This is a genomic window from Nocardia sp. NPDC057663 (genome assembly GCF_042799895.1).
Taxonomy (GTDB): domain Bacteria; phylum Actinomycetota; class Actinomycetes; order Mycobacteriales; family Mycobacteriaceae; genus Nocardia.
In genome coordinates this window covers 20,734-41,160 of record NZ_JBHVHX010000017.1, presented here as the reverse complement: position 1 = coordinate 41,160, position 20,427 = coordinate 20,734, and the positions used below count along the sequence as shown (strand labels likewise).

Genomic DNA, 20,427 nt, shown 5'->3' with positions numbered 1-20,427 from the left:
CGCCGACGCTCAAACGGTCAAAAGCCCAGCTTCCCCAGCTGTTTCGGGTCGCGCTGCCAATCCTTGGCTACCTTCACGTGCAGATTCAGGTAGATCCGGGTACCGAGAATGTGCTCGATCTGCTTGCGGGCGTTGGTGCCGACCTCCTTGAGGCGGGCCCCGTTCTTGCCGATGATGATCGCCTTCTGGCTCGGCCGTTCGACATACAGCAGGGCATGCACCTCGAGCATGTCCTCGTTGGCCTCATACGGCTGGATCTCCTCGATGACCACGGCCAGCGAGTGCGGCAGTTCGTCGCGCACGCCCTCGAGCGCGGCCTCGCGGATCAGCTCGGCCATGAGGGTTTCCTCGGGCTCGTCGGTGATCTCGCCGTCGGGGTAGAACGCCGGGCCCTCGGGCATCTTCGAGGCGATCACGTCGACGAGCACCTCGACCTGTTCGCCCTTGACCGCCGACACCGGGACGACCTCGGCCTCGGGGCCGAGCAGCTTCGAGACCGCCATCAGCTGGTGGGCGACCTGGTCGCGGCTCACCTTGTCGATCTTGGTGACCACGCCGAGCACGGTGGTCTTGGGCGCCATCATCTTGATCTGCTCGACGATCCAGCGGTCACCGGGACCGATCTTCTCGTCGGCCGGGATGCACAGGGCGATCACGTCGACCTCGGAGTAGGTGTCGCGCACGAGATCGTTGAGGCGCTGGCCGAGCAGGGTCCGCGGCCGGTGCAGGCCGGGGGTGTCGACCAGGATCAGCTGGGCGTGGTCGCGGTGCACGATGCCGCGGATGGTGTGGCGGGTGGTCTGCGGGCGCGAGGAGGTGATCGCGATCTTGGTGCCGACCAGTGCGTTGGTCAGCGTCGACTTGCCGGTGTTCGGGCGGCCGACGAAACAGACGAAGCCGGAACGGAATTCCTTGTCAGCCACCCTGCACCTCGCTCAGCACCGCGCCGGTGCGGTCGGTGCGGATCACCGCGGCCGACGGCGAAACCTCGCGCACCGCGGTGATACCCGCGTCGTCGGACTCACCGCCGACGACGACCGCCGCCTCGAAACCCTCGGCGCCGCTGGAGATCGCGGCGGCCACGGCGGCCTGCAACGCGGTCAGGCGCAGCGCGGTCAGCGCCACCTCGCCCGCGGCGTAGGTGCGGCCGTCGGTGTCGCGGATCGCGGCCCCGCTCGCGCCACCGGTGCGGCCCAGCGCGCCACGCGCCAGCACCAGCAGTTTGTTGTCCTCGGCGTCCAGTTCACTCATCGGTTTCTCCGTTGTCGTCGGGCACGGTGACCTCGGCGGACTCGGCGCCCGCTGCGGTCTTCTTCTTGTCCTTCTCGGCCGCGCGGCGCACCAGCACGGTGTTCACCCGCATCCGGCCGCGGGCATCGGCGCCGCCCTCGCCGCGCAGGACCAGCCCGTACACGGTCACTTTCGATCCCGGCAGCGGGACACGACCCAGCTCGTGGGCCAGCAGACCACCCACGGTGTCGACGTCGGAGTCCTCGATATCGAATCCGTACAGCTCGCCGAGGTCTTCCACCGACAGGCGTGCCGACACCCGGTAGCGGCCGTCGCCCAGGTCTTCCACGGGCGGGGTCTCGTCCGTGTCGTACTCGTCGGCGATCTCGCCGACGATCTCCTCGAGCACGTCCTCGATCGTCACCAGACCCGCGATGCCGCCGTACTCGTCGACCAGCAGCGCCATGTGGTTGCGGCGGCGCTGCATCTCGTCGAGCAGATCGTCGAGCGGCTTGGAGTCGGGGATGAACACCGCGGGCCGCATGACCTCGCGCACCGTCACCTTGCGGCTGCGATCGGCATATGGGACAAGGTCTTTCAGGTACACGACGCCGAGCACGTCGTCGACGTTCTCACCGACCACGGGGATCCGGGAATGACCGGACCGCACCGCCAGCGACATCGCCTGGGACGCGGTCTTGTCGGCCTCGATCCACACCATCTCGGTGCGCGGCACCATCACCGCGCGGGCGACGGTGTCGCCGAGTTCGAAGACCGACTGGATCATCCGGCGTTCGTCGTCGGCGACCACACCGCGCTCGCGGGCCATGTCGACCACTTCGCGCAGCTCGATCTCGGACGCGAACGGGCCGTTGCGGAAACCCTTACCGGGGGTGATCGCGTTGCCGAGCAGGATCAGCAGCCTGCTCACCGGGCTCAGCACCGCGCCGATGATCTGCAGCGGCACCGCGGCGCCGAGCGCGATCGAATAGGCGTGCTGGCGGCCGAGGGTGCGCGGGCCGACGCCGATCACGACGTAGGAGACGACCACCATCACCGCGGCGGTGACCAGCAGCGCGGTGGCCGCGGTCCACAGCGCCAGGGTCGCCGCGGCGAGCAGGACGGTGGCGGTGATCTCGCACAGAATGCGCAGCAGCACCATGAGATTCACGTACCGCGGGCGGTCGTCGACGATCTTGCGCAATCGCGCGGCGCCGGGTCTTTCCTCGCGGACCATGTCGTCGAGCCGGGCCCGCGACACCGTGTTCAGCGCCGAGTCGACCCCGGCGAACACCCCGCCGAGCCCGATCAACAGAATCGCCAGCAGGATCTGGGTCAGTGAGGTCACGCCGGGCCCAGTGCGTCACCCGGTGCGGTGAAACCTGCCTTACCGAGTAGCTGGGCGTCGCGCTCGGCCAGTTCGGCGCGGCGCTGTTCCTCGCGCAGGCTCACATACCACTCCTCGAGGAGCTGGGCCTGCAGCGCGAACATCTCCTTCTCCTCCTCCGGCTCGGCGTGGTCGTAGCCGAGCAGGTGGAGCACGCCGTGCACGGTGAGCAGCGCCAGCTCGTGATCGAGCGAGTGGCCTACCTTCTGGGCCTGGCCCATCGCGAACTCCGGGCACAGCACGATGTCACCGAGCATCGACGGGCCGGGCTCGGGGCTGTCGGGGCGACCGCCCGGCTCCAGCTCGTCCATCGGGAACGACATCACATCGGTCGGGCCGGGCAGGTCCATCCAGCGCACGTGCAGGTCGGCCATGGTGTCGAGATCGACGAGCACCATCGACAGCTCGGCGGCGGGATGCACGTCCATCCGGCCGATCACGAAACGTGCGACGCTGACCAGGTCTTCTTCGGGGACGTCCATGCCCGATTCGTTGGCGATCTCGATGCTCACCTGTTCAGGGTACGGTGCCGACCCGACGCCGCCGGGAGCGGCATCGGGCCAGCGTGGCGTGAGTTACCCGCGGTTCGTACGACCGGCCGCGCGGCGCTGCGCCCGGTTGCCCGGATAGTGCGGACCCGGCACCGCGCGGGTGTCGGACTCGTACCGGTCGTAGGCGTCGACGATGTCGGAGACCAGCCGGTGCCGCACCACATCGGCGCTGGTGAGCTCCGAGAAGTGGATGTCTTCGATATCGGTGAGGATCTCCGCGGCGGCCCGCAGACCCGAACGCTGCCCGTTGGGCAGGTCGACCTGCGAGATGTCACCGGTGACCACCATCCGCGAGCCGAAGCCGAGGCGGGTCAGGAACATCTTCATCTGCTCGGCCGTGGTGTTCTGCGCCTCGTCGAGAATGATGAACGAGTCGTTGAGGCTACGGCCACGCATGTACGCCAGCGGCGCGACCTCGATGACACCGGAGGCGAGCAGCTTGGGAATCGCTTCCGGATCCATCATGTCGTGCAGCGCGTCGTAGAGCGGCCGCAGATACGGGTCGATCTTGTCGTTGAGCGTGCCGGGCAGGAAGCCGAGCCGCTCACCGGCCTCGACCGCCGGCCTGGTCAGGATGATGCGGGTGACCTGCTTGGACTGCAGGGCCTGCACCGCCTTGGCCATCGCCAGGTAGGTCTTGCCGGTACCGGCGGGACCGATGGCGAAGACGATGGTGTTGGCGTCGATCGCGTCGACATAGTGCTTCTGATTCAGCGTCTTGGGGCGGATGGTCTTGCCGCGACGGGACAGGATGTCCAGGCTCAGCACTTCGGCCGGGGATTCCGATGACCCTTCGGTGAGCATCGAGACGGTGTGCCTGACCGCTTCGGGAGTGATCACCCGGTTACGGCCGGTCAGCGCGACGAGCTGCTCGATGACGCGCTCGGCCAGCGCCACATCGCCGGCCTTACCGGTGATGGTGACGGTGTTGCCACGGACATGGATGTCGGCCGGGAGCAGCTTCTCCAGCTGACGAAGATTCTGGTCGGCCGAGCCGAGAAAGGGGAAGACAGACTCCGGGGCGAGTTCGATGCTGGAACGCACTGTGCGCGCCGCGGGACCCGCATTGTTTCCGCCTGCGCCGATGCCTGTTACGGGGTTGGTGGGGTCGCCGATCTCGCCTGAGTTCTTCAAAAGTGCCTATGGCCTGCTTCCGGTCTCGACTGTGTGTTCGATGAGCCCAGTTTAACGCGCAGCACCGACACCGCCCAGCGATATAACGGCAGGACCAGCCGAACCGCTATCGACCGGTGATCGCAGGTCACGACCGGGGTCGGCGGTTCGTGGCCTGGAACTACCAGCGTGGGGTGAGGGCGCCGAGGGCACCGAGGGCCACCGCGGCGGCGGTCGAGGTGCGCAGGACCGTCGGGCCGAGCAGCACGATGTCGGCGCCCGCCTCGGCCAGTGCGGTCAGCTCGGTGTCGTCGAGGCCGCCTTCGGGGCCGACGATCAGGACCACGTCGGTGGTCTGCGCCAGCGGCAGCTCGGTGAACTTGCCGGTGCCGGATTCGTGCAATGCGGCGACGATCGCGCCGTCCGCCTTGGCTTTTCGCACCAGATCGAGCAGGTCACGGGTGCGGTGCAGATCGGCGACGTCGGGGATGTAGGCGCGCCGGGACTGCCTGGCGGCCGCGCGGGCGGCGGCTCGCCACTTCTCGATTCCCTTGGCGGCCTTGGCTTCCCAGTTCGCGACGCAGCGCGCGGCCTGCCACGGCACGATGAGGTCGGCGCCCGCCTCGGTCATCAGTTCGACGGCCAGTTCGGAGCGATCCGACTTCGGCAGTGCCTGCACCACGGTCACCTGCGGGGTCACCGGGGTGGCGACCCGCCGGGTGCGCACCGCGAGTTCGAGCCGGTCCTTCTGGGCCGCAACGACTTCCGATTCGGCGAGCACACCGTGTCCGTCGGACAGGGTGATCGGCTCGCCGATCCTGATCCGGCGCACGGTCGCCGCGTGGCGGCCCTCCGGACCGTCCAGGACCGCGACGGCGCCCGGTTCGGGTACCTCGTCGAGATAGAAGACCGTCGCGGCCACGGGCTCAGCGTCCGCTGAAGGAGGCGCGCAGCCGGGCGAACAGGCCGCTGTTGTGCTCGGACTGGGCCGACATCACCTCGGCGCGATCCTTGTCGCGCATGCCCTTGAACTTGCGCAGCAGATCGGTCTGCTTGCCGTCCAGCTTGGTCGGCACGACGATGTCGAGGTGGGCCAGCAGGTCGCCGCGGGCGCCCGACCGCAGCCGGGGCATGCCGTGAGCGCGCAGCTGGATGACCTCGCCGGGCTGGGTGCCCGCCGCGATGGTCAGCTCGGTCGGGCCGTCGAGGATGGTGTCGACGACGACCGTGGTGCCCAGGATCGCGTCGACCATCGGCACCCGGACGGTGCAGTGCAGGTCGTCGCCGTCGCGGACGAAGGTGTCGTGCGGCTGCTCGACGACCTCGACGTAGAGGTCACCGGCGTGGCCGCCACCGGGGCCGACCTCGCCCTGAGCGGCCAGGCGAACGCGCATGCCGTTGGCGACACCAGCCGGGATCGGCGCGGCGATCTCGCGACGCGCGCGCACGCGGCCGTCGCCGCCGCACTTGTGGCAGGGATCGGGGATGGTCTCGCCCGCGCCGCGGCAGGTCGGGCAGGGCCGCGAGGTGAGCACCTGACCCAGGAAGGAACGCTGCACCGACTGCACTTCACCGTGGCCGTCACAGGTCTCACAGCGCACCGGCTTGGAGTTGCCGTTGGTGCCCGCGCCCTGACAGATGTCGCAGAGGATGGCGGTGTCGACGGTCAGGTGCTTGGTGACGCCGACCGCGCATTCGGCCAGGCTCAGCCGGGTGCGGATCAGCGAGTCGGCGCCGGGCTGCACGCGGCCGCGCGGCTTGCGCGCGCCACCGCCCTGGCCGCTCATGCCGCCGAAGAACGCCTCGAAGACGTCGCCGAGACCACCGAAGCCCGCGCCGCTGAATCCGGCTCCGCCGCCGCCGTTCTCGAGCGGGTCACCACCGAGGTCGACGATCCGGCGCTTCTCCGGGTCGGTCAGCACCTCGTAGGCGGTGGAGACTTCCTTGAACTTGGCCTGGGCGGCCTCGTCCGGGTTCACGTCGGGGTGGAGTTCGCGGGCCAGCTTGCGGTAGGCGCGCTTGAGCTCCTGGTCGGTGGCGTTCTTGCCGACGCCGAGCAGTCCGTAGTAATCCCGTGCCACTTGAGTTCTCTAGTCCTTGGTCGCTGTGGTCCAGCCGAGCGCCGGGCGCATCCTTTAGTCGAATCCACTCAACTTTACCGGCCGAAGTATCGACCTTAACAGTGCGGGTTGGCCGTTCCCGGCTCGCCGTCACCTTTCCGCCAGTACTTCTCCGATGTACCGGGCAACGGTGGCCACCGACGCCATGGTTCCCGGGTAGTCCATCCGGGTGGGGCCGAGCACACCCATGCCACCCAGGACGGCGCCGGCCGCGCCGTAGCCGGTGGAAACGACCGAGGTACCGCGCATCTGCTCGACCTGGGTCTCCTCGCCGATCTGCACCATCACCCGGCCCGGCTGCTGCGCCGCGGCGAGCAGTTTCAGCACGATGACCTGTTCCTCGAGCGCCTCCAGCACGGTGCGCAGGGAGCCGGGGAAACCGAAGTCGGCGACATTGCGGGTGAGGTTGGCGGTGCCGCCGAGGACGAGCCGTTCCTCGGGATGCTCCACCAGCGTCTCCACCAGCACGGTCGAGACGCGGACGAGCACGTCCTTGATCTTGGCCGGCGCCTGTTCGGGGAGGCCGGCCACCGACGCGCTGGCCACCGACAGCAGCTTGCCGTCCATCGCGCCGCCGAGCAGGCCCCGCACCGCGGCGAGATCGTCGTCGGAGATCACCGCGCCGAGGTCGACGATGCGCTGGTCGACCCGGCCGGTGTCGGTGATCACCACCAGCAGCAGGCGGGCCGGATTGAGCGCGACGACCTCGATGTGGCGCACGATCGACGCCGAGACCGTGGGGTACTGGACGACGGCGACCTGGCGGGTCAGCTGCGCCAGCAGCCGCACTCCGCGGCGCAGGACGTCGTCGAGATCGACCCCGGATTCGAGGAACTCCATGATCGCGCGGCGCTCGGCGCCCGAGAGCGGCTTCACCTCGGCGATCCGGTCGACGAACTCGCGATACCCCTTGTCGGTGGGGATGCGGCCGGAGCTGGTGTGCGGCTGGGTGATGTACCCCTCCGCCTCCAGCACGGCCATGTCGTTGCGAACGGTGGCGCTGGATACGCCCAGGCTGTGCCGTTCCACGAGCGACTTGGAGCCGATCGGTTCCTTGGTGGCGACGTAGTCCGCAACGATCGCTCGCAGGACCTCGAACCGCCGATCCTCGGTGCTCGACGCCATCGACCCCACCTCCTCGCTCGTGCCGGGTACGTCATCGGCCCGCGTGTGCTGCTGTGTTCGCCGCACAGACTCGCACGCGGACGCTCGGAGCGTCTCGTTGTCCAGTCTAATTGTCCGGTCCCGGCTCGCCCGCTCACATCGCTGCTGTGGGCAGGGTTATCCACAGGCCGCGGTTTATCCACAAGTGACAGACAGGGGCTGGCCGCGCTCTGCACACCGGCGTACGTTCGGCATTGATTCAACTGTTTACCAGCGGTTTTCAGCTGTCGGCGGCGGGTCGGGAGGGGCTTGTGATGCAGCAGAACGGGAGCACCGCTGCCACGGTGGTGGCACTGGATCCGGCGGAGTTCGCCGGGTTCGATCGGGGGTGTGGGGATTTTCTCCGGGTGATCGACCGGATCAGGGTGCTGGCCGGAGACATCGGCGATCAGGCGCATTGGGGGCTGGGCGAGGGTGATGCGCGGCTGATATCCGGTGCCACGGTGGTGGCGCGGTTGCGGGCGAAGGCAGGCGGCGAGGGGAACAGCATCGATGCGGTGATGGCGGAGCATGCGCGCGTTGTCGCCGGTATCCGTGCGGCACATCGGGTGGTGCGGGACCGGCTGATGCTCGCTGACGAGGAGTGGGCTGGGCGGGTCCGGTCGGTGGAATCGGTTGCGGGACACCTTGATTTGCTGGAGACGGCGCTGTGACCACGCATGAGCCGCGTGGCATTCCGGGTGGCGGTGAGAATGCGCGGAGTTGGCGTCATCGGGAGATCGCCGCGGCCTTCGCGCCGCTCGAGGTGACCGATGCCGTCGCGCAGGCGGACAGGTTCGCGCGGATCGCCCACTTGTGGGAGGACGGGGTGGCGGCCTTCGAACGGGCCACGCGCGGCTCGGCGGGGTGGTCCGGTGCCGCCGCTGATGCCTCGAGTACGGCTGTCTGCAGTTATGTCGCGCAAGCTCGAGCGCTGACCGCTGTTCTGGACCAGTTCTCCGGCTTGGTTCGGACTGCGGCCGATGCGATCGTGGCGACCAAGTACGCGATCCCGGAGCAGGTCGTCGCCGAGGTGGGTCCACCGTTGCTCGCGACGGGTCAGGCGGGGTCGCATCGCGCGGCAACCGCGGCGCTGGAGGACGCGCGTCTCGCGATGCGTGAGCGGTATGTGGTGCCCTTCGGCGAAGTAGATGCCCGAATTCCGGTGTTGCCCATGCCGAGTCGGCGGGACGTACCTGGTGGGGATTCCGGTGATCGGCTGGTGCGCGGAGGCAGGTCGGCCGAGATCTTCGGCGAGCATTCGGGCAGTGGTGTCGAAGGTGGGTTCGCGCAGTCGGAGTCCCTTGACACACCGCACTCGACCCAGGCAGCGAGGCTCAGACTGGCCGCGACCGGCTCGGAAGACGTTGTCCCTGACCTCGCTACGAGTGCGCTGGGCGGCGGCTCAGCGATGTCCGATGATGCCTCGGCACGAAGTGGTGACCTGGCGGGGGCGGCCGGCTTGGTGGAACCGGATGACAACTCGGCAACGTCGGCTGACTCGGCGGGGCCGGATGGGGACTCGACGATGCCAGGCGACAGCTCAGCGCTAGGCAGCGACCTGGCGGAGCCGGAAAACGACTCGGCCGGGTCACATGGCGACTCAACGGGGCGGGGCGACCGCTCGGCAGGGCCAGGTGGAGGCTCGGTGAGGGCAAGCGATGCGACGGTGACCATGGGTTCGGCTCTGAATCCGGCGTTGTTCGACGGGTGTGGATGGCCGGGTACTGCTGCGGGGACAGTCGCGTCGGTGGTGGACCCGACCATGACGTCGATGGGCTACAGCGGGTCGGCACATTCGGGCGGCGCGGAGCTGGCCTCGGCTGCGGCACCGACAGCTTCGGGCGATCAATCAGCCCGGGGCACGCCCGCATTGTCTGCGCACGACGCAGAACCGCCGCGGCCGGGTGCCGGGCGAAGTATGCCGGGCGCGGCAGGACCGGTCATCGGGGCGAACTCACCGGCCACGCCGTCGCCGGCCCGCGTGCTCGATCGACTGTTTCATTACGCCGTACCGCCTGGCGCCGGGCAAGTGCCGGACAGCGAAGCTGCGCGTGTGCTCCCGGACTACCTGATCACACAGGCGAATAGCGATGCGCTGCTTGGCAATCCGCGACCGACGGTCAGCGGGGGCGTGATCGGGGGCGGAGACGGTGGGTAGTCGGGCGCGCAGCACCGAGCTGCGGTGCAGGCTTGACAGGGTCAGCGAGCCGAGGGCACCGCGCCCGCACGGTCGATCCGAGCGACCGGCGAGGGCCGCCCGAGAGGGCGGCCCAGACCGGGTCAGCTCCGGGCTGCGGAGGAGGCGGCGCCCACCTGCTTGCCCGCGAGGGCATCCAGGCCGAGCATCGCCAGCAGCGATACGCAATCTTCCGCGTCGTTGGAATGCGACGCGACCGTGCGAGCGGCGACCGCGCACTGCCGCGCGTTCTCCGCCTTCTCCGCAGAGCGCGCTTCAGCGAATTCGCTCTGCTCGTGGACGAGGGTGATGTGCCGTTCGGTGGACATATAGCTCCCTAGGATCGAGTCGAAGCCTACGCCCCCAATCGTTATCTTCGACCCCGAACCCACCGAACCTTCCACTTCGCGACCCCGGTGCGAACTGCCCTCGGTGAGGTGTGCATCACGTCATCTCATGATGCTGACCGGGCGATCATCGATGTGGCCCCGAGCACCCGCCGACCCTGAAATTCGGGTCACGAATCGGTGTCAGGCGACCCGGCACCCACTGCTCGTTGCAACCGCAACTGACCGATCTCGGCCACGTTCTTCATCAGCTCGGCATCGACCCAGGAGACCAGATGAGCGATCGTCAGTCCGGCGTCGGCAGGCCACGGATAGGCCGAGCCGGAGTCCAGCGCGGCATCGTCGAGCGTGTCGACGAGCTCGACCCAGTCCGCCCGCAACTGCCGCAGCCACTCGACGGTGGGCGACCCCGGCCCCGGCCAGGCGATATCGGTCCGCTCCCGTGGAGGCTGGTGCCGCACATGATCGAGGGCCACGCTCCACCACCAGCCGATATGCCAGCTGAGCCAGCCGATCGTCGGCACCGGAATCGGATCGGGTTCGGTGTCCGCCCAGTCCGCCACCCAGCCGCCACTGCCGTCCTCGCGCATGGTCCAGCACAACGCGGCCGGTTCCCACAGGAAGTCCGCCGGCGACAACTGCTCCAGGTGGTACTCGAACAGCGACCAGACCAGGTCGAATTGCCAGCGCACCAGCTCACTCCGCGATGTGGACACGCGGCGCATCGTGCCACGGTGCCCGAGGCACGGAAACCGGTTTTTCGCGGGTCAGTCGAGGAGGTCGCGAACCACGCCGTCGGCGAGGAGGCGACCCCGGTCGGTGAGGACAAGATGGTCGTCGGTGATCACGGCCAGACCGTCGGCGAGGATGCGGTCGAGCGCGGGGCGCGCCGTGGGCGCGAGGGTGGTGAGCGGGAGGCCGGTGCGGAGGCGGACGGTGAGCATGAGGTGCTCGGTGTAGCGCTCGTCGTCGGTGAGGGCTTCCCAGCCTGCGGCGGGAAGGCCACCGAGGGTGACGCGGTCGGCGTAGCGGGCGGGGTGCTTGACGTTCCACCAGCGGACGCCGCCGACGTGACTGTGCGCGCCCGGGCCTGCGCCGAGCCAGTCGCCGCCGTCCCAGTAGCCGAGGTTGTGGCGGCAGCGGGCCGCATCGTTCGCGGCCCAGTTCGAGACCTCGTACCAGGACAGGCCCGCATCGGCGAGACGGGAGTCGATGCGTTCGTAGCGGGCGGCGAGGACGTCCTCGTCGGGGGCGGGCAGTTCACCGCGACGGACCTTGCGCGCCAAGGCGGTTCCGTCCTCGACGATCAGCGAGTAGGCGGAGACGTGGTCGACACCGGCGGCCAGCACGGCGTCGAGGCTCGCGGCGAGATCGGCGTCCGTCTCGCCGGGCGTGCCGTAGATGAGGTCCAGGTTGACGTGCTCGAACCCGGCGGCCCTGGCTTCCTTCGCGGCGGCGACCGCGCGCCCCGGCGTGTGGGTGCGGTCGAGCACCTTCAGAACATGCTGTGCCGCGGACTGCATGCCCAGCGACACCCGGGTGTAGCCGGCCGCGCGGATGCGGTCGAAGAACTCGGGCGAGGTGGATTCCGGATTGGATTCGGTGGTCACTTCGGCACCGGCGGCCAAGGTGAAGTTGGCGCGCACCGCGTCGAGCACCGATGCCAGTCCGTCGCCGCCGAGCAGCGACGGCGTCCCGCCGCCGACGAAGATGGTCGACACCGCGGGCGTCGCGCTCGGCAGGGCGGCGAACTCGGCCGCCGCGGTCGCGAGCTCACCGCGCAACGCCTCGAGCCACGACTGCGGCGACGCCGAGGTCCCCAGCTCCCCCGCCGTATAGGTGTTGAAGTCGCAGTACCCGCACCGCGTCGCGCAGAACGGCACGTGCACGTACACCCCGAACGCGCCGCCCCCGAAATCGCGCAGCACCGGCCGATCGGCATCGGCCGGTGTCACGCCGGGAGCCCCGGGAGCAGCGCTGGTAGTCACCCCTCCAGTCTGCCGGGCCCTGGTGAACCGCCCCGCACGGCCCCTTCGCCCGGCATGCGACTCAGCGTGTCAGTTCGTCACCACGGGGGTGTTCTGATTGGCGGTGAGCACCCAGGTGCCGTCTTCCTTGGTCATCACATACATGGGCGTGCCCTGCCCGGACAGCTCGCCGTCGAGGGTGAAGTAGCTTTGCCGGATCTTGACGGCGGCGACGTCGGGCCGCAGGAACAGCACATGCTCGATCTCGTAGGTCGCCTTGCCGTGGGTGGTGGCGCCGGGCAGTACCTGGGCGGTGAACTCGGCGATGGCAGGCCTGCCGAACAGCCGCTTGCCGTGGCCGGTGGTCCAGATCGCGTCGGCGCGGAAGACGGCGGTGAACTCGTCGATCAGTTCGTTGTCCTGGGCGTGGGCGATGGTGTCGACCACGGCGGTGATGGCCGCGAGTTCGGTGTCGAGCTCGCCGGGGGTCTGGCCTGTCACGGTGACGTCGTTGCTCATGTGGCCCACTGTGCAACCTCAACGACACTCCAGGTCAACGCATTGTGCCGCACCGCACACGGAGGGTCCATGACGAATCACCGGTCGCTTCCGGCAGGCGAACTATGACCCCCGTCACAGAACGGGACGGCCGTCCAGGGAATTTCCCCCAAAAGTGCGGGAAATATCTCCTTGCGGTCGGAACGACCCGGCTGACATGGCACAATAGCCTCATGCACGCAACTGGAGTACGACTCGTGGCCCGGCGCCACGTCGACTTCCAGCGTGTCTGCAGCGCCTGCTGTCGGCCCGGTTCTCACCGGTAGCGCAGCGGCGTCCACGCCCGGGTATCCCCCGGTGCCATCGACTTTCATCGGCCCGCTGACCACCTGACGCGAGCCAGCCCCTCGCGCCTTCAGCACGGATGTACCACCCACCCCGCAGGAGCGACCCCACATGACGTCGAGCACCGACGCCGCTTCGACCGAACAGTCGACGGCGCAGGCCCGCCCCGAGCGCCCGGCAGCCGAACGCCGCGTGCGGCCCGATCGACCGCGCAGCGAAGCCCCCGTCGCGCCGCGCGAGCGCACCGGCAAGCCGGTCCGCCGCCGCTCCGAAGGCCAGTGGGCCCTCGGCTACCGCGAGCCGCTGAACCCGAACGAGCAGTCCAAGAAGGACGACAACCCGCTCAACGTGCGCGCGCGCATCGAGAACATCTACGCCAAGGGCGGCTTCGACTCGATCGACAAGGCCGATCTGCGCGGTCGCTTCCGCTGGTGGGGTCTGTACACCCAGCGCGAAGAGGGCTACGACGGCACCTGGACCGACGACGACAACATCGACATCCTCGAAGCCAAGTACTTCATGATGCGGGTGCGCTGCGACGCGGGCGCGCTCAATGTCGCCCAGCTGCGCACCGTCGGCCAGATCTCCACCGAGTTCGGTCGCGACACCGCCGACCTCTCGGACCGCGAGAACGTCCAGTACCACTGGATCGAGGTCGAGAACGTCCCGGAGATCTGGCGGCGGCTGGAATCGGTCGGCCTGCACACCACCGAGGCGTGCGGCGACTGCCCGCGCGTGGTCCTCGGTTCGCCGCTGGCCGGTGAGTCCCTCGACGAGATCATCGACCCGACCTGGGCGATCGATGAGATCGTGAAGCGCTACATCGGGAAGAAGGAGTACTCCAACCTTCCCCGCAAGTTCAAGACCGCGATCTCGGGCCAGCAGGACGTGGTGCACGAGATCAACGACGTCGCCTTCGTCGGCGTGAACCACCCCGAGCACGGTCCCGGCCTCGACCTGTGGGTCGGCGGCGGCCTGTCGACCAACCCGATGCTGGCCAAGCGGGTCGGCGCGTGGGTGCCGCTCGACGAGGTGCCCGACGTGTGGGAGGCCGTCGTCTCGCTGTTCCGCGACTACGGCTACCGCCGCCTGCGCACCAAGGCCCGCCTCAAGTTCCTGATCAAGGACTGGGGCATCGAGAAGTTCCGTCAGGTGCTCGAGGACGAGTACCTGAAGCGCAAGCTGATCGACGGTCCCGCGCCGGAGCAGCCGGCCAAGCCGATCGACCACGTCGGCGTGCAGAAGCTGCGCAACGGTCTCAACGCCGTCGGCTTCTCCCCCATCGCCGGTCGTGTCTCGGGCACCATCCTGAGCAAGGTCGCCGACGCCGCCGAGAAGTACGGCTCGGACCGGATCCGGTTCACCCCGTACCAGAAGCTGATCATCCTCGACATCGCCGACGACCAGGTCGACGCGCTGATCGACGAGCTGGAACCGCTGGGCCTGCAGGCCCGTCCGTCGATCTGGCGGCGAAACCTGCTTGCCTGCAGTGGCATCGAGTTCTGCAAGCTGTCCTTCGTCGAGACCCGCAAGCGCTCGCAGGTGCTGGCGCCGGAGCTCGAGCAGCGCCTGGCCGACATCAATGCCGAGCTGGACGTGCCGATCACCATCAACATCAACGGCTGCCCGAACTCCTGCGGCCGGTCCCAGATCGCCGACATCGGCTTCAAGGGCCAGCTCGTCGACGACGGCAACGGGAATCAGGTCGAGGGTTTCCAGGTTCACCTGGGTGGCAGCCTCGGCCTGGACAGCGGGTTCGGGCGGAAGCTGCGTCAGCACAAGGTGACCAGCGTCGAGCTCGGCGACTACATCGATCGCGTCGTCCGCAACTTCGTCAAGAACCGGGAATCCGGTGAACGTTTCGCGGTGTGGGCAGTGCGCGCCGACGAGGCCGACCTCCGATAGTCGATGAGGAGATCCCCACAGTGACAACGAATCTCGCCGCGAAGCTGTCCGAAGGCGAGCTGCGTGCCATCGCCGAGCAGGGCGCGGCCGAACTGGGCCCCGAGGCCTCGGCCGCCGACCTGATCGCCTGGACCGACCGCACGTTCGGCAACAACTACATCGTCGCCTCGAACATGCAGGACGGCGTGCTGGTGCACCTGGCCGCGCAGACCCGTCCCGGCGTCGACGTGCTGTTCCTCGACACCGGCTACCACTTCGCCGAGACCATCGGCACCCGCGACGCGGTCGAGGCCGTGTACGGGGTGAACGTGGTGAACGTGCGTCCCGAGCACAGCGTCGCCGAGCAGGACGAGTTGCTGGGCAAGGATCTGTTCGCCCGCGACGCCGCCGAATGCTGCAGGCTGCGCAAGGTCGTCCCGCTGAAGAAGTCGCTGGCCGGCTACAACGCGTGGATCACCGGCATCCGCCGGGTCGAGGCGCCCACCCGCGCCAACGCGCCGCTGATCTCCTTCGACGAAGCCTTCGGCCTGGTGAAGATCAACCCGATCGCACCGTGGTCCGACGACGAGATGCAGGCCTACATCGAGGCCAACGGCATTCTCGTCAATCCCCTGGTGGAGGAGGGTTACCCGTCCATCGGCTGCGCACCGTGCACGCGCAAGCCCGAACCGGGGTCCGATCCGCGCAGTGGCCGCTGGGCCGGCCTCGCCAAGACCGAATGCGGATTGCACCAATCATGACCATCACCACCACCGGGAGTGAGCCTGTGAGTACCGACACCACCGAACGCGACCTCGGCCTGACCGAGTTCGACACCCTCGCGGCGCTGGAGTCCGAGGCGATCCACATCTTCCGTGAGGTCGCGGGTGAGTTCGAGCGGCCGGTGATCCTGTTCTCCGGCGGCAAGGACTCCACGGTGCTGCTGCATCTGGCGCTCAAGGCCTTCTGGCCCGCGCCGCTGCCGTTCGCGCTGCTGCACGTCGACACCGGGCACAACCTGGACGAGGTGCTCGAGTTCCGCGACAAGGTGGTGGAGAAGTACGGCCTGCGCCTGCACGTGGCTTCGGTCGAGGACTACCTGGCCGACGGCCGCCTCACCGAGCGCGCCGACGGCATCCGCAACCCGCTGCAGACCGTCCCGCTGCTCGACGCCATCACCGAGCACCGCTTCGACGCGGTCTTCGGCGGCGGTCGTCGCGACGAGGAGCGCTCGCGCGCCAAGGAGCGGATCTTCTCGCTGCGCAACGCCTTCGGCCAGTGGGATCCGAAGCGCCAGCGTCCCGAGCTGTGGAACCTCTACAACGGCAAGCACGCGCCAGGTGAGCACGTGCGCGTGTTCCCGCTGAGCAACTGGACCGAGCTCGACATCTGGCGCTACATCGCCCGCGAGGACATCGATCTGGCCAGCATCTACTACGCCCACGAGCGCCCGGTGTACCAGCGCGACGGCATGTGGATGACCCCCGGTGTGTGGGGCGGCCCGAACGACAACGAGGTGCTCGAGACCCGTTCGGTGCGCTACCGCACCGTCGGCGACGGCTCGACGACCGGCGCCATCATCTCCGACGCCGCCGACAACGAGGCCATCCTGGCCGAGGTCGCCGCGTCCCGACTGACCGAACGTGGTGCTACTCGCGGCGACGACCGTGTGTCGGAAGCCGCGATGGAAGACCGCAAGCGCGAAGGCTATTTCTGATGCGTTCCGAGCTACACACCAGACCGAACGCGGTGCACAGTGCCCGACTCGGGGCGAGCGACGACCGTGTGTCCGAGGCCGCGATGGAAGACCGCAAGCGAGAGGGTTATTTCTGATGTCCGACCTATTGAGGCTGGCCACCGCCGGTTCTGTCGACGACGGCAAGTCCACCCTGGTCGGACGGCTGCTCTACGACACGAAGTCCGTGCTGGCCGATCAGATCGACGCCGTCACCCGCGCCTCGGTCGACAAGGGTCTGTCGACCCCCGACCTGTCGCTGCTCGTCGACGGCCTGCGTGCCGAGCGTGAGCAGGGCATCACCATCGACGTGGCGTACCGCTACTTCGCCACGCCCAAGCGCTCTTTCGTGCTCGCCGATACGCCCGGGCACGTGCAGTACACCCGCAACACGGTCTCCGGCGCGTCCACCGCGCAGCTGGTGATCCTGCTGGTCGACGCGCGCAAGGGCGTCATCGAGCAGACCCGCCGCCACGCCGCCGTGCTGGCACTGCTCGGCGTGCCGAAGCTGGTGCTGGCCGTGAACAAGATCGACCTGGTCGACAACCCCGCCGAGGTGTTCGCCGAGATCTCGTCCGAGTTCAACACGCTGACGTCGAAGCTGGGCTGGGCCGACGAGGACGTCCTCGAGATCCCGGTGTCCGCCTTGCACGGTGACAACATCGCCAGCCGGTCGGCCAACACCCCGTACTACGACGGTCCCTCGCTCATCGAGCACCTGGAATCGGTTCCGGTGGACGCGGATTCGACCGGCACGCACGCGCTGGGCCTGCGTTTCCCCGTGCAGTACGTGATCCGTCCGCGCACCGCCGAGTACCCCGACTACCGCGGCTACGCGGGTCAGATCGCGGCCGGTTCGGTCTCCCCCGGCGACGAGATCGTGGTGCTGCCCTCGGGCAAGCGCACCACCGTCGAGCGCGTCGACACCCCCGACGGTGAGCTGGCGGTCGCGCAGGTCGGTCGCAGTGTCACGCTGCTGCTCGCCGACGAGGTCGACATCTCCCGCGGCGACATCATCGCCTCCCCCGCCGACGCGCCGGAGCCGATCGACACTTTCGACGCGACCGTCTGCTGGCTCGGCGACAAGGCGCTGCGCCCCGGCGCGCGGCTGCTGCTCAAGCACGGCGCCAAGACCACCCAGGCCATCGTCGGCGCGCTCGTGGAGCGCTTCGACGAGCAGACCCTGACCGCTCAGGAGAGCCCGGAGTCGTTGGAGCTCAACGACATCGGCCGGGTCTCGCTGCGCCTGGCCGAGCCGATCCCGGCCGACGACTACCGCACCAACCGGTACACCGGGTCGTTCCTGCTGATCGACCCCGCCGGTGGCAACACCCTCGCCGCCGGCCTGGTCGGCGATGTGCTGACCTCGGTCGAGGTCGGTACCGCGGTCTGATGAATCGCACGCTCGCCCCGCTGCGCGGCCCCGCTGTGGTGCCGCGCGGCGGTGGCGGGCCCGCACTGATCCTGGTCGCCCACGGCAGTCGTGACCCGCGTTCCGCGGCGAACGCTGCGGCCGTGCGCGATCGGGTCGCCGCCGCACGACCGGATCTTCTCGTGCGCCTGGCATTTCTCGATCTGAACGCACCGTCCGTCGACCAGGTGGTCGATGCTGTGGCGGCGCAGGGCTGTTCGCATGCCATCGTGGTACCGCTGCTGCTGGGCAGCGCGTTCCACGCCCGTGTCGATCTGCCCGGCCTGCTCGATGCCGCCCGGCGCAGGCATCCGCTGCTCGACCTGGCGCAGGCCGAGGTGCTCGGCCCCGATCCACGACTGATCACCGCCCTGTGCGAGCGGATCACCGAAGCGACCGCGGGCTACCCCGGTGGCCGCATCGGTATCGCCGTCGCCGCGGTCGGCTCCTCGCGCGCCGGCGCCAACGCGCGCACCGCCGAGGTCGCCGTGGAGGTCGCCCGGCGCACCGGGTTGCTCACCGAAATCTGCTTCGCGACAAGCGAACCCACCGTCCTGGCCGCGACCGAACGGCTGCGCGACCGCGGGGTGGAGCACATCATTGTCGCGCCGTGGTTCCTGGCGCCAGGTCTGCTGACCGACCGATTGCGCACCACCGCACCGGGACTCGTCCATACCCCGGCACTCGGCGCCCACCCGGCCCTCGCCGAGGTCGTGTGGGATCGCTACGACACCGCGCTCGACGCCGAATGGGAACTGTCCGCCTGAGACACCGACGCTCCGGCCGAGGTCGCCTCGGAAGTCGCCTCGGAAGTCGTCTCGGAAGTCGCCTCGGAAGTCGTCTCGGAAGTCGTCTCGGCGGATGCCGCCCCGACCGTCGACCCGGCGTCCGCGACGACGTCTGCGGACGACTCCGTGCTCGACGCGACGGTATCGGCAGTCGATTCCATTGCGGACGTGACGGTTTCCGTCGTCGACGGCGTCGAGCCGGGCATCGATCCCGGAGTGTGGTCGACCGGAAGGCCTGGGACAGTGGGCGATACGGGGGAATCGGGTAGGGCGGGCGCCGGCATCTCGATCGACAGCGACGGAGACGGAGACGGCGGTGTCGGCTGCTCGCGGTCACCGGGCGGGTCCGAATCCGACACCCACTGCGGATTGGTCATCGGCGCGCTCGATGAGGCTTCCTGGACGAGCAGGGCGGCATCGACCGCGGGAGACCTCGTGAACGGATCGAGGGCAGGCAGGTTCGCCGGATCCGAGGGAGCATCCTGCGTTCGAAGCAACTCCGGCACAGCGACCGCCGCGCGGGGGTTCCACCACATCACCGGGAGCTGTCGCGGCGGGGTCGCGAGGGCGGCCGGCAACTGCGCCGGTTCCCCTGCCCGCCCGTCGACGGGCCGGTCGGGCAGACTGCGACCGGGCACCGCCGCCACGACGCCGGGCCTGCCGTCGTCGGCACGGAGCAGGCCGAGCACGGCCGGAATGAGCAGCGGCACAGCGAGTGCGGCGCCGGCGAGCGCGGTGCGCGACATCGGACGCCGGACCGGCACCAGCACGGTGTCGGTGGCCGACCGTCGGGCTCCGAGCAGTGCGGCACCGCGGGCGACGGACTCGGCGGTCACGGGACCGCGAACGACCGGGCAGCCCAGCGCGTCGGCGAGGGTGTGCGCCACCTCGACCGGCGCCGCCGCCCCACCGGCGAGGAGGATCGCGCCGAGGTGTTCGGGGGAAAGCCCTGCGGTGCGCAGGCATTCGTGCGCCAGCGGCAGCGAATCCCGTACGAGCTGCGCGCGAACCGCCGCCGTCCGGACGGGATCCGGCGACCCGGCGACCGGTTCGTCCGTGGGCGCCAGATCGTGCTCCATGGCGGCTATGGCCGCGGCGGTGGACCGGCCACCGAAGGCATAGGACCGGATCGGCCGACCGGCGATCCGATGCGCCTGCCGGTCGCGCACGACCACGGTGAGGTCGAGGGACGTCGCGCCGAGGTCGTACACCAGCATCGAATCCGTGGCATCGCCGGACTTCTCGTTCGGCTCCGCCTGCTGTTCGATCGGGTCGAGTGCCGCCGCCGCCGCGATCGGCTCCGCCACCAGCTCGACCTCGCCCAATTGCGCCCGTGCGAGCGACCGCCGCAGCGCGCTGACGTGCTGCTCGGTGTAGACCGCCGGATGCGCGAGCACAGTGTGCTCGGCGACAGCGCCCGCGGCTGCCATCGACTCACGGAGAACCCTGGCGACAAGGTCGGCGGCCTCGGCGGCCGGCGCGAAGGACAGCTCGGCGGCGAGGGTCAGATCACCGAAGCCGAGAATCCGCGAGTTCGCACCGGAGCCGCCCGCCACCGCGGTCCGACCGCTGGTGATCTCCGGATCGGTGCCACCGCCGACTGCCGCGCAGACGATGTTCCGCGCACCGATGGACACTCCCCATCCGACCGTCATCCCTCACCAATCTCTCACGGCCGATGTGCGACCGGGAACGTCTTTACCCGAACCGAAGAACTAGTTTAGCCTCT

General features: G+C 69.1%; 20 protein-coding genes. 7 read left to right on the top strand and 13 right to left on the bottom strand.

What is annotated here, in order from left to right; all coding sequences use genetic code 11:
* Positions 1-17: 17 nt before the first annotated feature.
* The 8 genes from era to hrcA all read right to left on the bottom strand — a co-directional run bounded on the left by era (position 18) and on the right by hrcA (position 7,526).
* Positions 18-923: a GTPase Era gene (gene era, locus ACFVAV_RS27200; protein ID WP_378846056.1), complete on the bottom strand. Its 906-nt coding sequence runs from the start codon at positions 921-923 to the stop codon at positions 18-20.
* Positions 916-1,251, bottom strand: a complete 336-nt coding sequence (locus tag ACFVAV_RS27195; protein ID WP_379038258.1) for a cytidine deaminase — start codon at positions 1,249-1,251, stop codon at positions 916-918. Before ACFVAV_RS27195 ends, era begins: the two co-directional genes overlap by 8 nt.
* The gene (locus ACFVAV_RS27190) at positions 1,244-2,578 is read right to left on the bottom strand and encodes a hemolysin family protein (protein WP_379038256.1); all 1,335 of its coding nucleotides are present in this window, start codon (positions 2,576-2,578) and stop codon (positions 1,244-1,246) included. Before ACFVAV_RS27190 ends, ACFVAV_RS27195 begins: the two co-directional genes overlap by 8 nt.
* Positions 2,575-3,129, bottom strand: coding sequence for an rRNA maturation RNase YbeY (gene ybeY / locus ACFVAV_RS27185; protein WP_379038254.1), 555 nt, complete (start codon positions 3,127-3,129; stop codon positions 2,575-2,577). The genes ACFVAV_RS27190 and ybeY overlap by 4 nt, the downstream gene beginning before the upstream one ends.
* Before the next feature lie 63 nt (positions 3,130-3,192).
* The gene (locus tag ACFVAV_RS27180) at positions 3,193-4,254 is read right to left on the bottom strand and encodes a PhoH family protein (RefSeq protein ID WP_379038445.1); all 1,062 of its coding nucleotides are present in this window, start codon (positions 4,252-4,254) and stop codon (positions 3,193-3,195) included.
* Between the two features lie 208 nt (positions 4,255-4,462).
* Positions 4,463-5,203: a 16S rRNA (uracil(1498)-N(3))-methyltransferase gene (locus tag ACFVAV_RS27175; protein ID WP_379038251.1), complete on the bottom strand. Its 741-nt coding sequence runs from the start codon at positions 5,201-5,203 to the stop codon at positions 4,463-4,465.
* A 4-nt stretch (positions 5,204-5,207) separates the two neighbouring features.
* Complete coding sequence (gene dnaJ / locus ACFVAV_RS27170) at positions 5,208-6,362, bottom strand: molecular chaperone DnaJ (protein ID WP_379038249.1); 1,155 nt, start codon at positions 6,360-6,362, stop codon at positions 5,208-5,210.
* Between the two features lie 129 nt (positions 6,363-6,491).
* Positions 6,492-7,526: a heat-inducible transcriptional repressor HrcA gene (gene hrcA, locus ACFVAV_RS27165; protein ID WP_379038248.1), complete on the bottom strand. Its 1,035-nt coding sequence runs from the start codon at positions 7,524-7,526 to the stop codon at positions 6,492-6,494.
* A 293-nt stretch (positions 7,527-7,819) separates the two neighbouring features.
* Between hrcA and ACFVAV_RS27160 the strand changes: the two genes are divergently transcribed.
* Positions 7,820-8,218 carry a hypothetical protein gene (locus tag ACFVAV_RS27160; RefSeq protein WP_379038246.1) on the top strand — a complete coding sequence of 133 codons (399 nt, stop codon included), beginning with the start codon at positions 7,820-7,822 and terminating at the stop codon, positions 8,216-8,218.
* On the top strand, positions 8,215-9,705 hold the full coding sequence (locus ACFVAV_RS27155) for a hypothetical protein (protein ID WP_379038244.1): 1,491 nt from the start codon (positions 8,215-8,217) through the stop codon (positions 9,703-9,705). The genes ACFVAV_RS27160 and ACFVAV_RS27155 overlap by 4 nt, the downstream gene beginning before the upstream one ends.
* Positions 9,706-9,827: 122 nt before the next feature.
* Here ACFVAV_RS27155 and ACFVAV_RS27150 read toward each other — a convergent pair whose 3' ends face one another.
* The 4 genes from ACFVAV_RS27150 to ACFVAV_RS27135 all read right to left on the bottom strand — a co-directional run bounded on the left by ACFVAV_RS27150 (position 9,828) and on the right by ACFVAV_RS27135 (position 12,556).
* Positions 9,828-10,052, bottom strand: coding sequence for a hypothetical protein (locus tag ACFVAV_RS27150; RefSeq protein WP_189033064.1), 225 nt, complete (start codon positions 10,050-10,052; stop codon positions 9,828-9,830).
* Between the two features lie 188 nt (positions 10,053-10,240).
* The gene (locus ACFVAV_RS27145; protein WP_379038243.1) at positions 10,241-10,795 is read right to left on the bottom strand and encodes a DinB family protein; all 555 of its coding nucleotides are present in this window, start codon (positions 10,793-10,795) and stop codon (positions 10,241-10,243) included.
* Between the two features lie 42 nt (positions 10,796-10,837).
* The gene (gene hemW, locus ACFVAV_RS27140; protein WP_379038444.1) at positions 10,838-12,025 is read right to left on the bottom strand and encodes a radical SAM family heme chaperone HemW; all 1,188 of its coding nucleotides are present in this window, start codon (positions 12,023-12,025) and stop codon (positions 10,838-10,840) included.
* A 102-nt stretch (positions 12,026-12,127) separates the two neighbouring features.
* On the bottom strand, positions 12,128-12,556 hold the full coding sequence (locus tag ACFVAV_RS27135) for an SgcJ/EcaC family oxidoreductase (RefSeq protein ID WP_379038242.1): 429 nt from the start codon (positions 12,554-12,556) through the stop codon (positions 12,128-12,130).
* A gap of 435 nt (positions 12,557-12,991) precedes the next feature.
* Here ACFVAV_RS27135 and ACFVAV_RS27130 point away from each other — a divergent pair, with 435 nt between their 5' ends.
* The 5 genes from ACFVAV_RS27130 (at position 12,992) to ACFVAV_RS27110 (ending at position 18,677) form a co-directional block, all read left to right on the top strand.
* A complete protein-coding gene (locus tag ACFVAV_RS27130) occupies positions 12,992-14,785 on the top strand; it encodes a nitrite/sulfite reductase (RefSeq protein ID WP_379038240.1) in 1,794 nt (597 codons plus the stop codon).
* A gap of 20 nt (positions 14,786-14,805) precedes the next feature.
* Positions 14,806-15,525: a phosphoadenylyl-sulfate reductase gene (locus tag ACFVAV_RS27125; protein WP_379038239.1), complete on the top strand. Its 720-nt coding sequence runs from the start codon at positions 14,806-14,808 to the stop codon at positions 15,523-15,525.
* The gene (gene cysD, locus ACFVAV_RS27120; RefSeq protein WP_379038237.1) at positions 15,522-16,481 is read left to right on the top strand and encodes a sulfate adenylyltransferase subunit CysD; all 960 of its coding nucleotides are present in this window, start codon (positions 15,522-15,524) and stop codon (positions 16,479-16,481) included. The genes ACFVAV_RS27125 and cysD overlap by 4 nt, the downstream gene beginning before the upstream one ends.
* A gap of 115 nt (positions 16,482-16,596) precedes the next feature.
* Positions 16,597-17,892 (top strand): sulfate adenylyltransferase subunit 1, encoded by a 1,296-nt coding sequence (locus ACFVAV_RS27115; RefSeq protein ID WP_379038236.1) that lies wholly within the window; start codon positions 16,597-16,599, stop codon positions 17,890-17,892.
* On the top strand, positions 17,892-18,677 hold the full coding sequence (locus ACFVAV_RS27110) for a sirohydrochlorin chelatase (RefSeq protein ID WP_379038234.1): 786 nt from the start codon (positions 17,892-17,894) through the stop codon (positions 18,675-18,677). The genes ACFVAV_RS27115 and ACFVAV_RS27110 overlap by 1 nt, the downstream gene beginning before the upstream one ends.
* Here the strand turns inward: ACFVAV_RS27110 and ACFVAV_RS27105 are convergent.
* Positions 18,635-20,353 (bottom strand): FGGY-family carbohydrate kinase, encoded by a 1,719-nt coding sequence (locus tag ACFVAV_RS27105; protein WP_379038233.1) that lies wholly within the window; start codon positions 20,351-20,353, stop codon positions 18,635-18,637. The genes ACFVAV_RS27110 and ACFVAV_RS27105 overlap by 43 nt on opposite strands.
* Between the last annotated feature and the right edge of the window lie 74 nt (positions 20,354-20,427).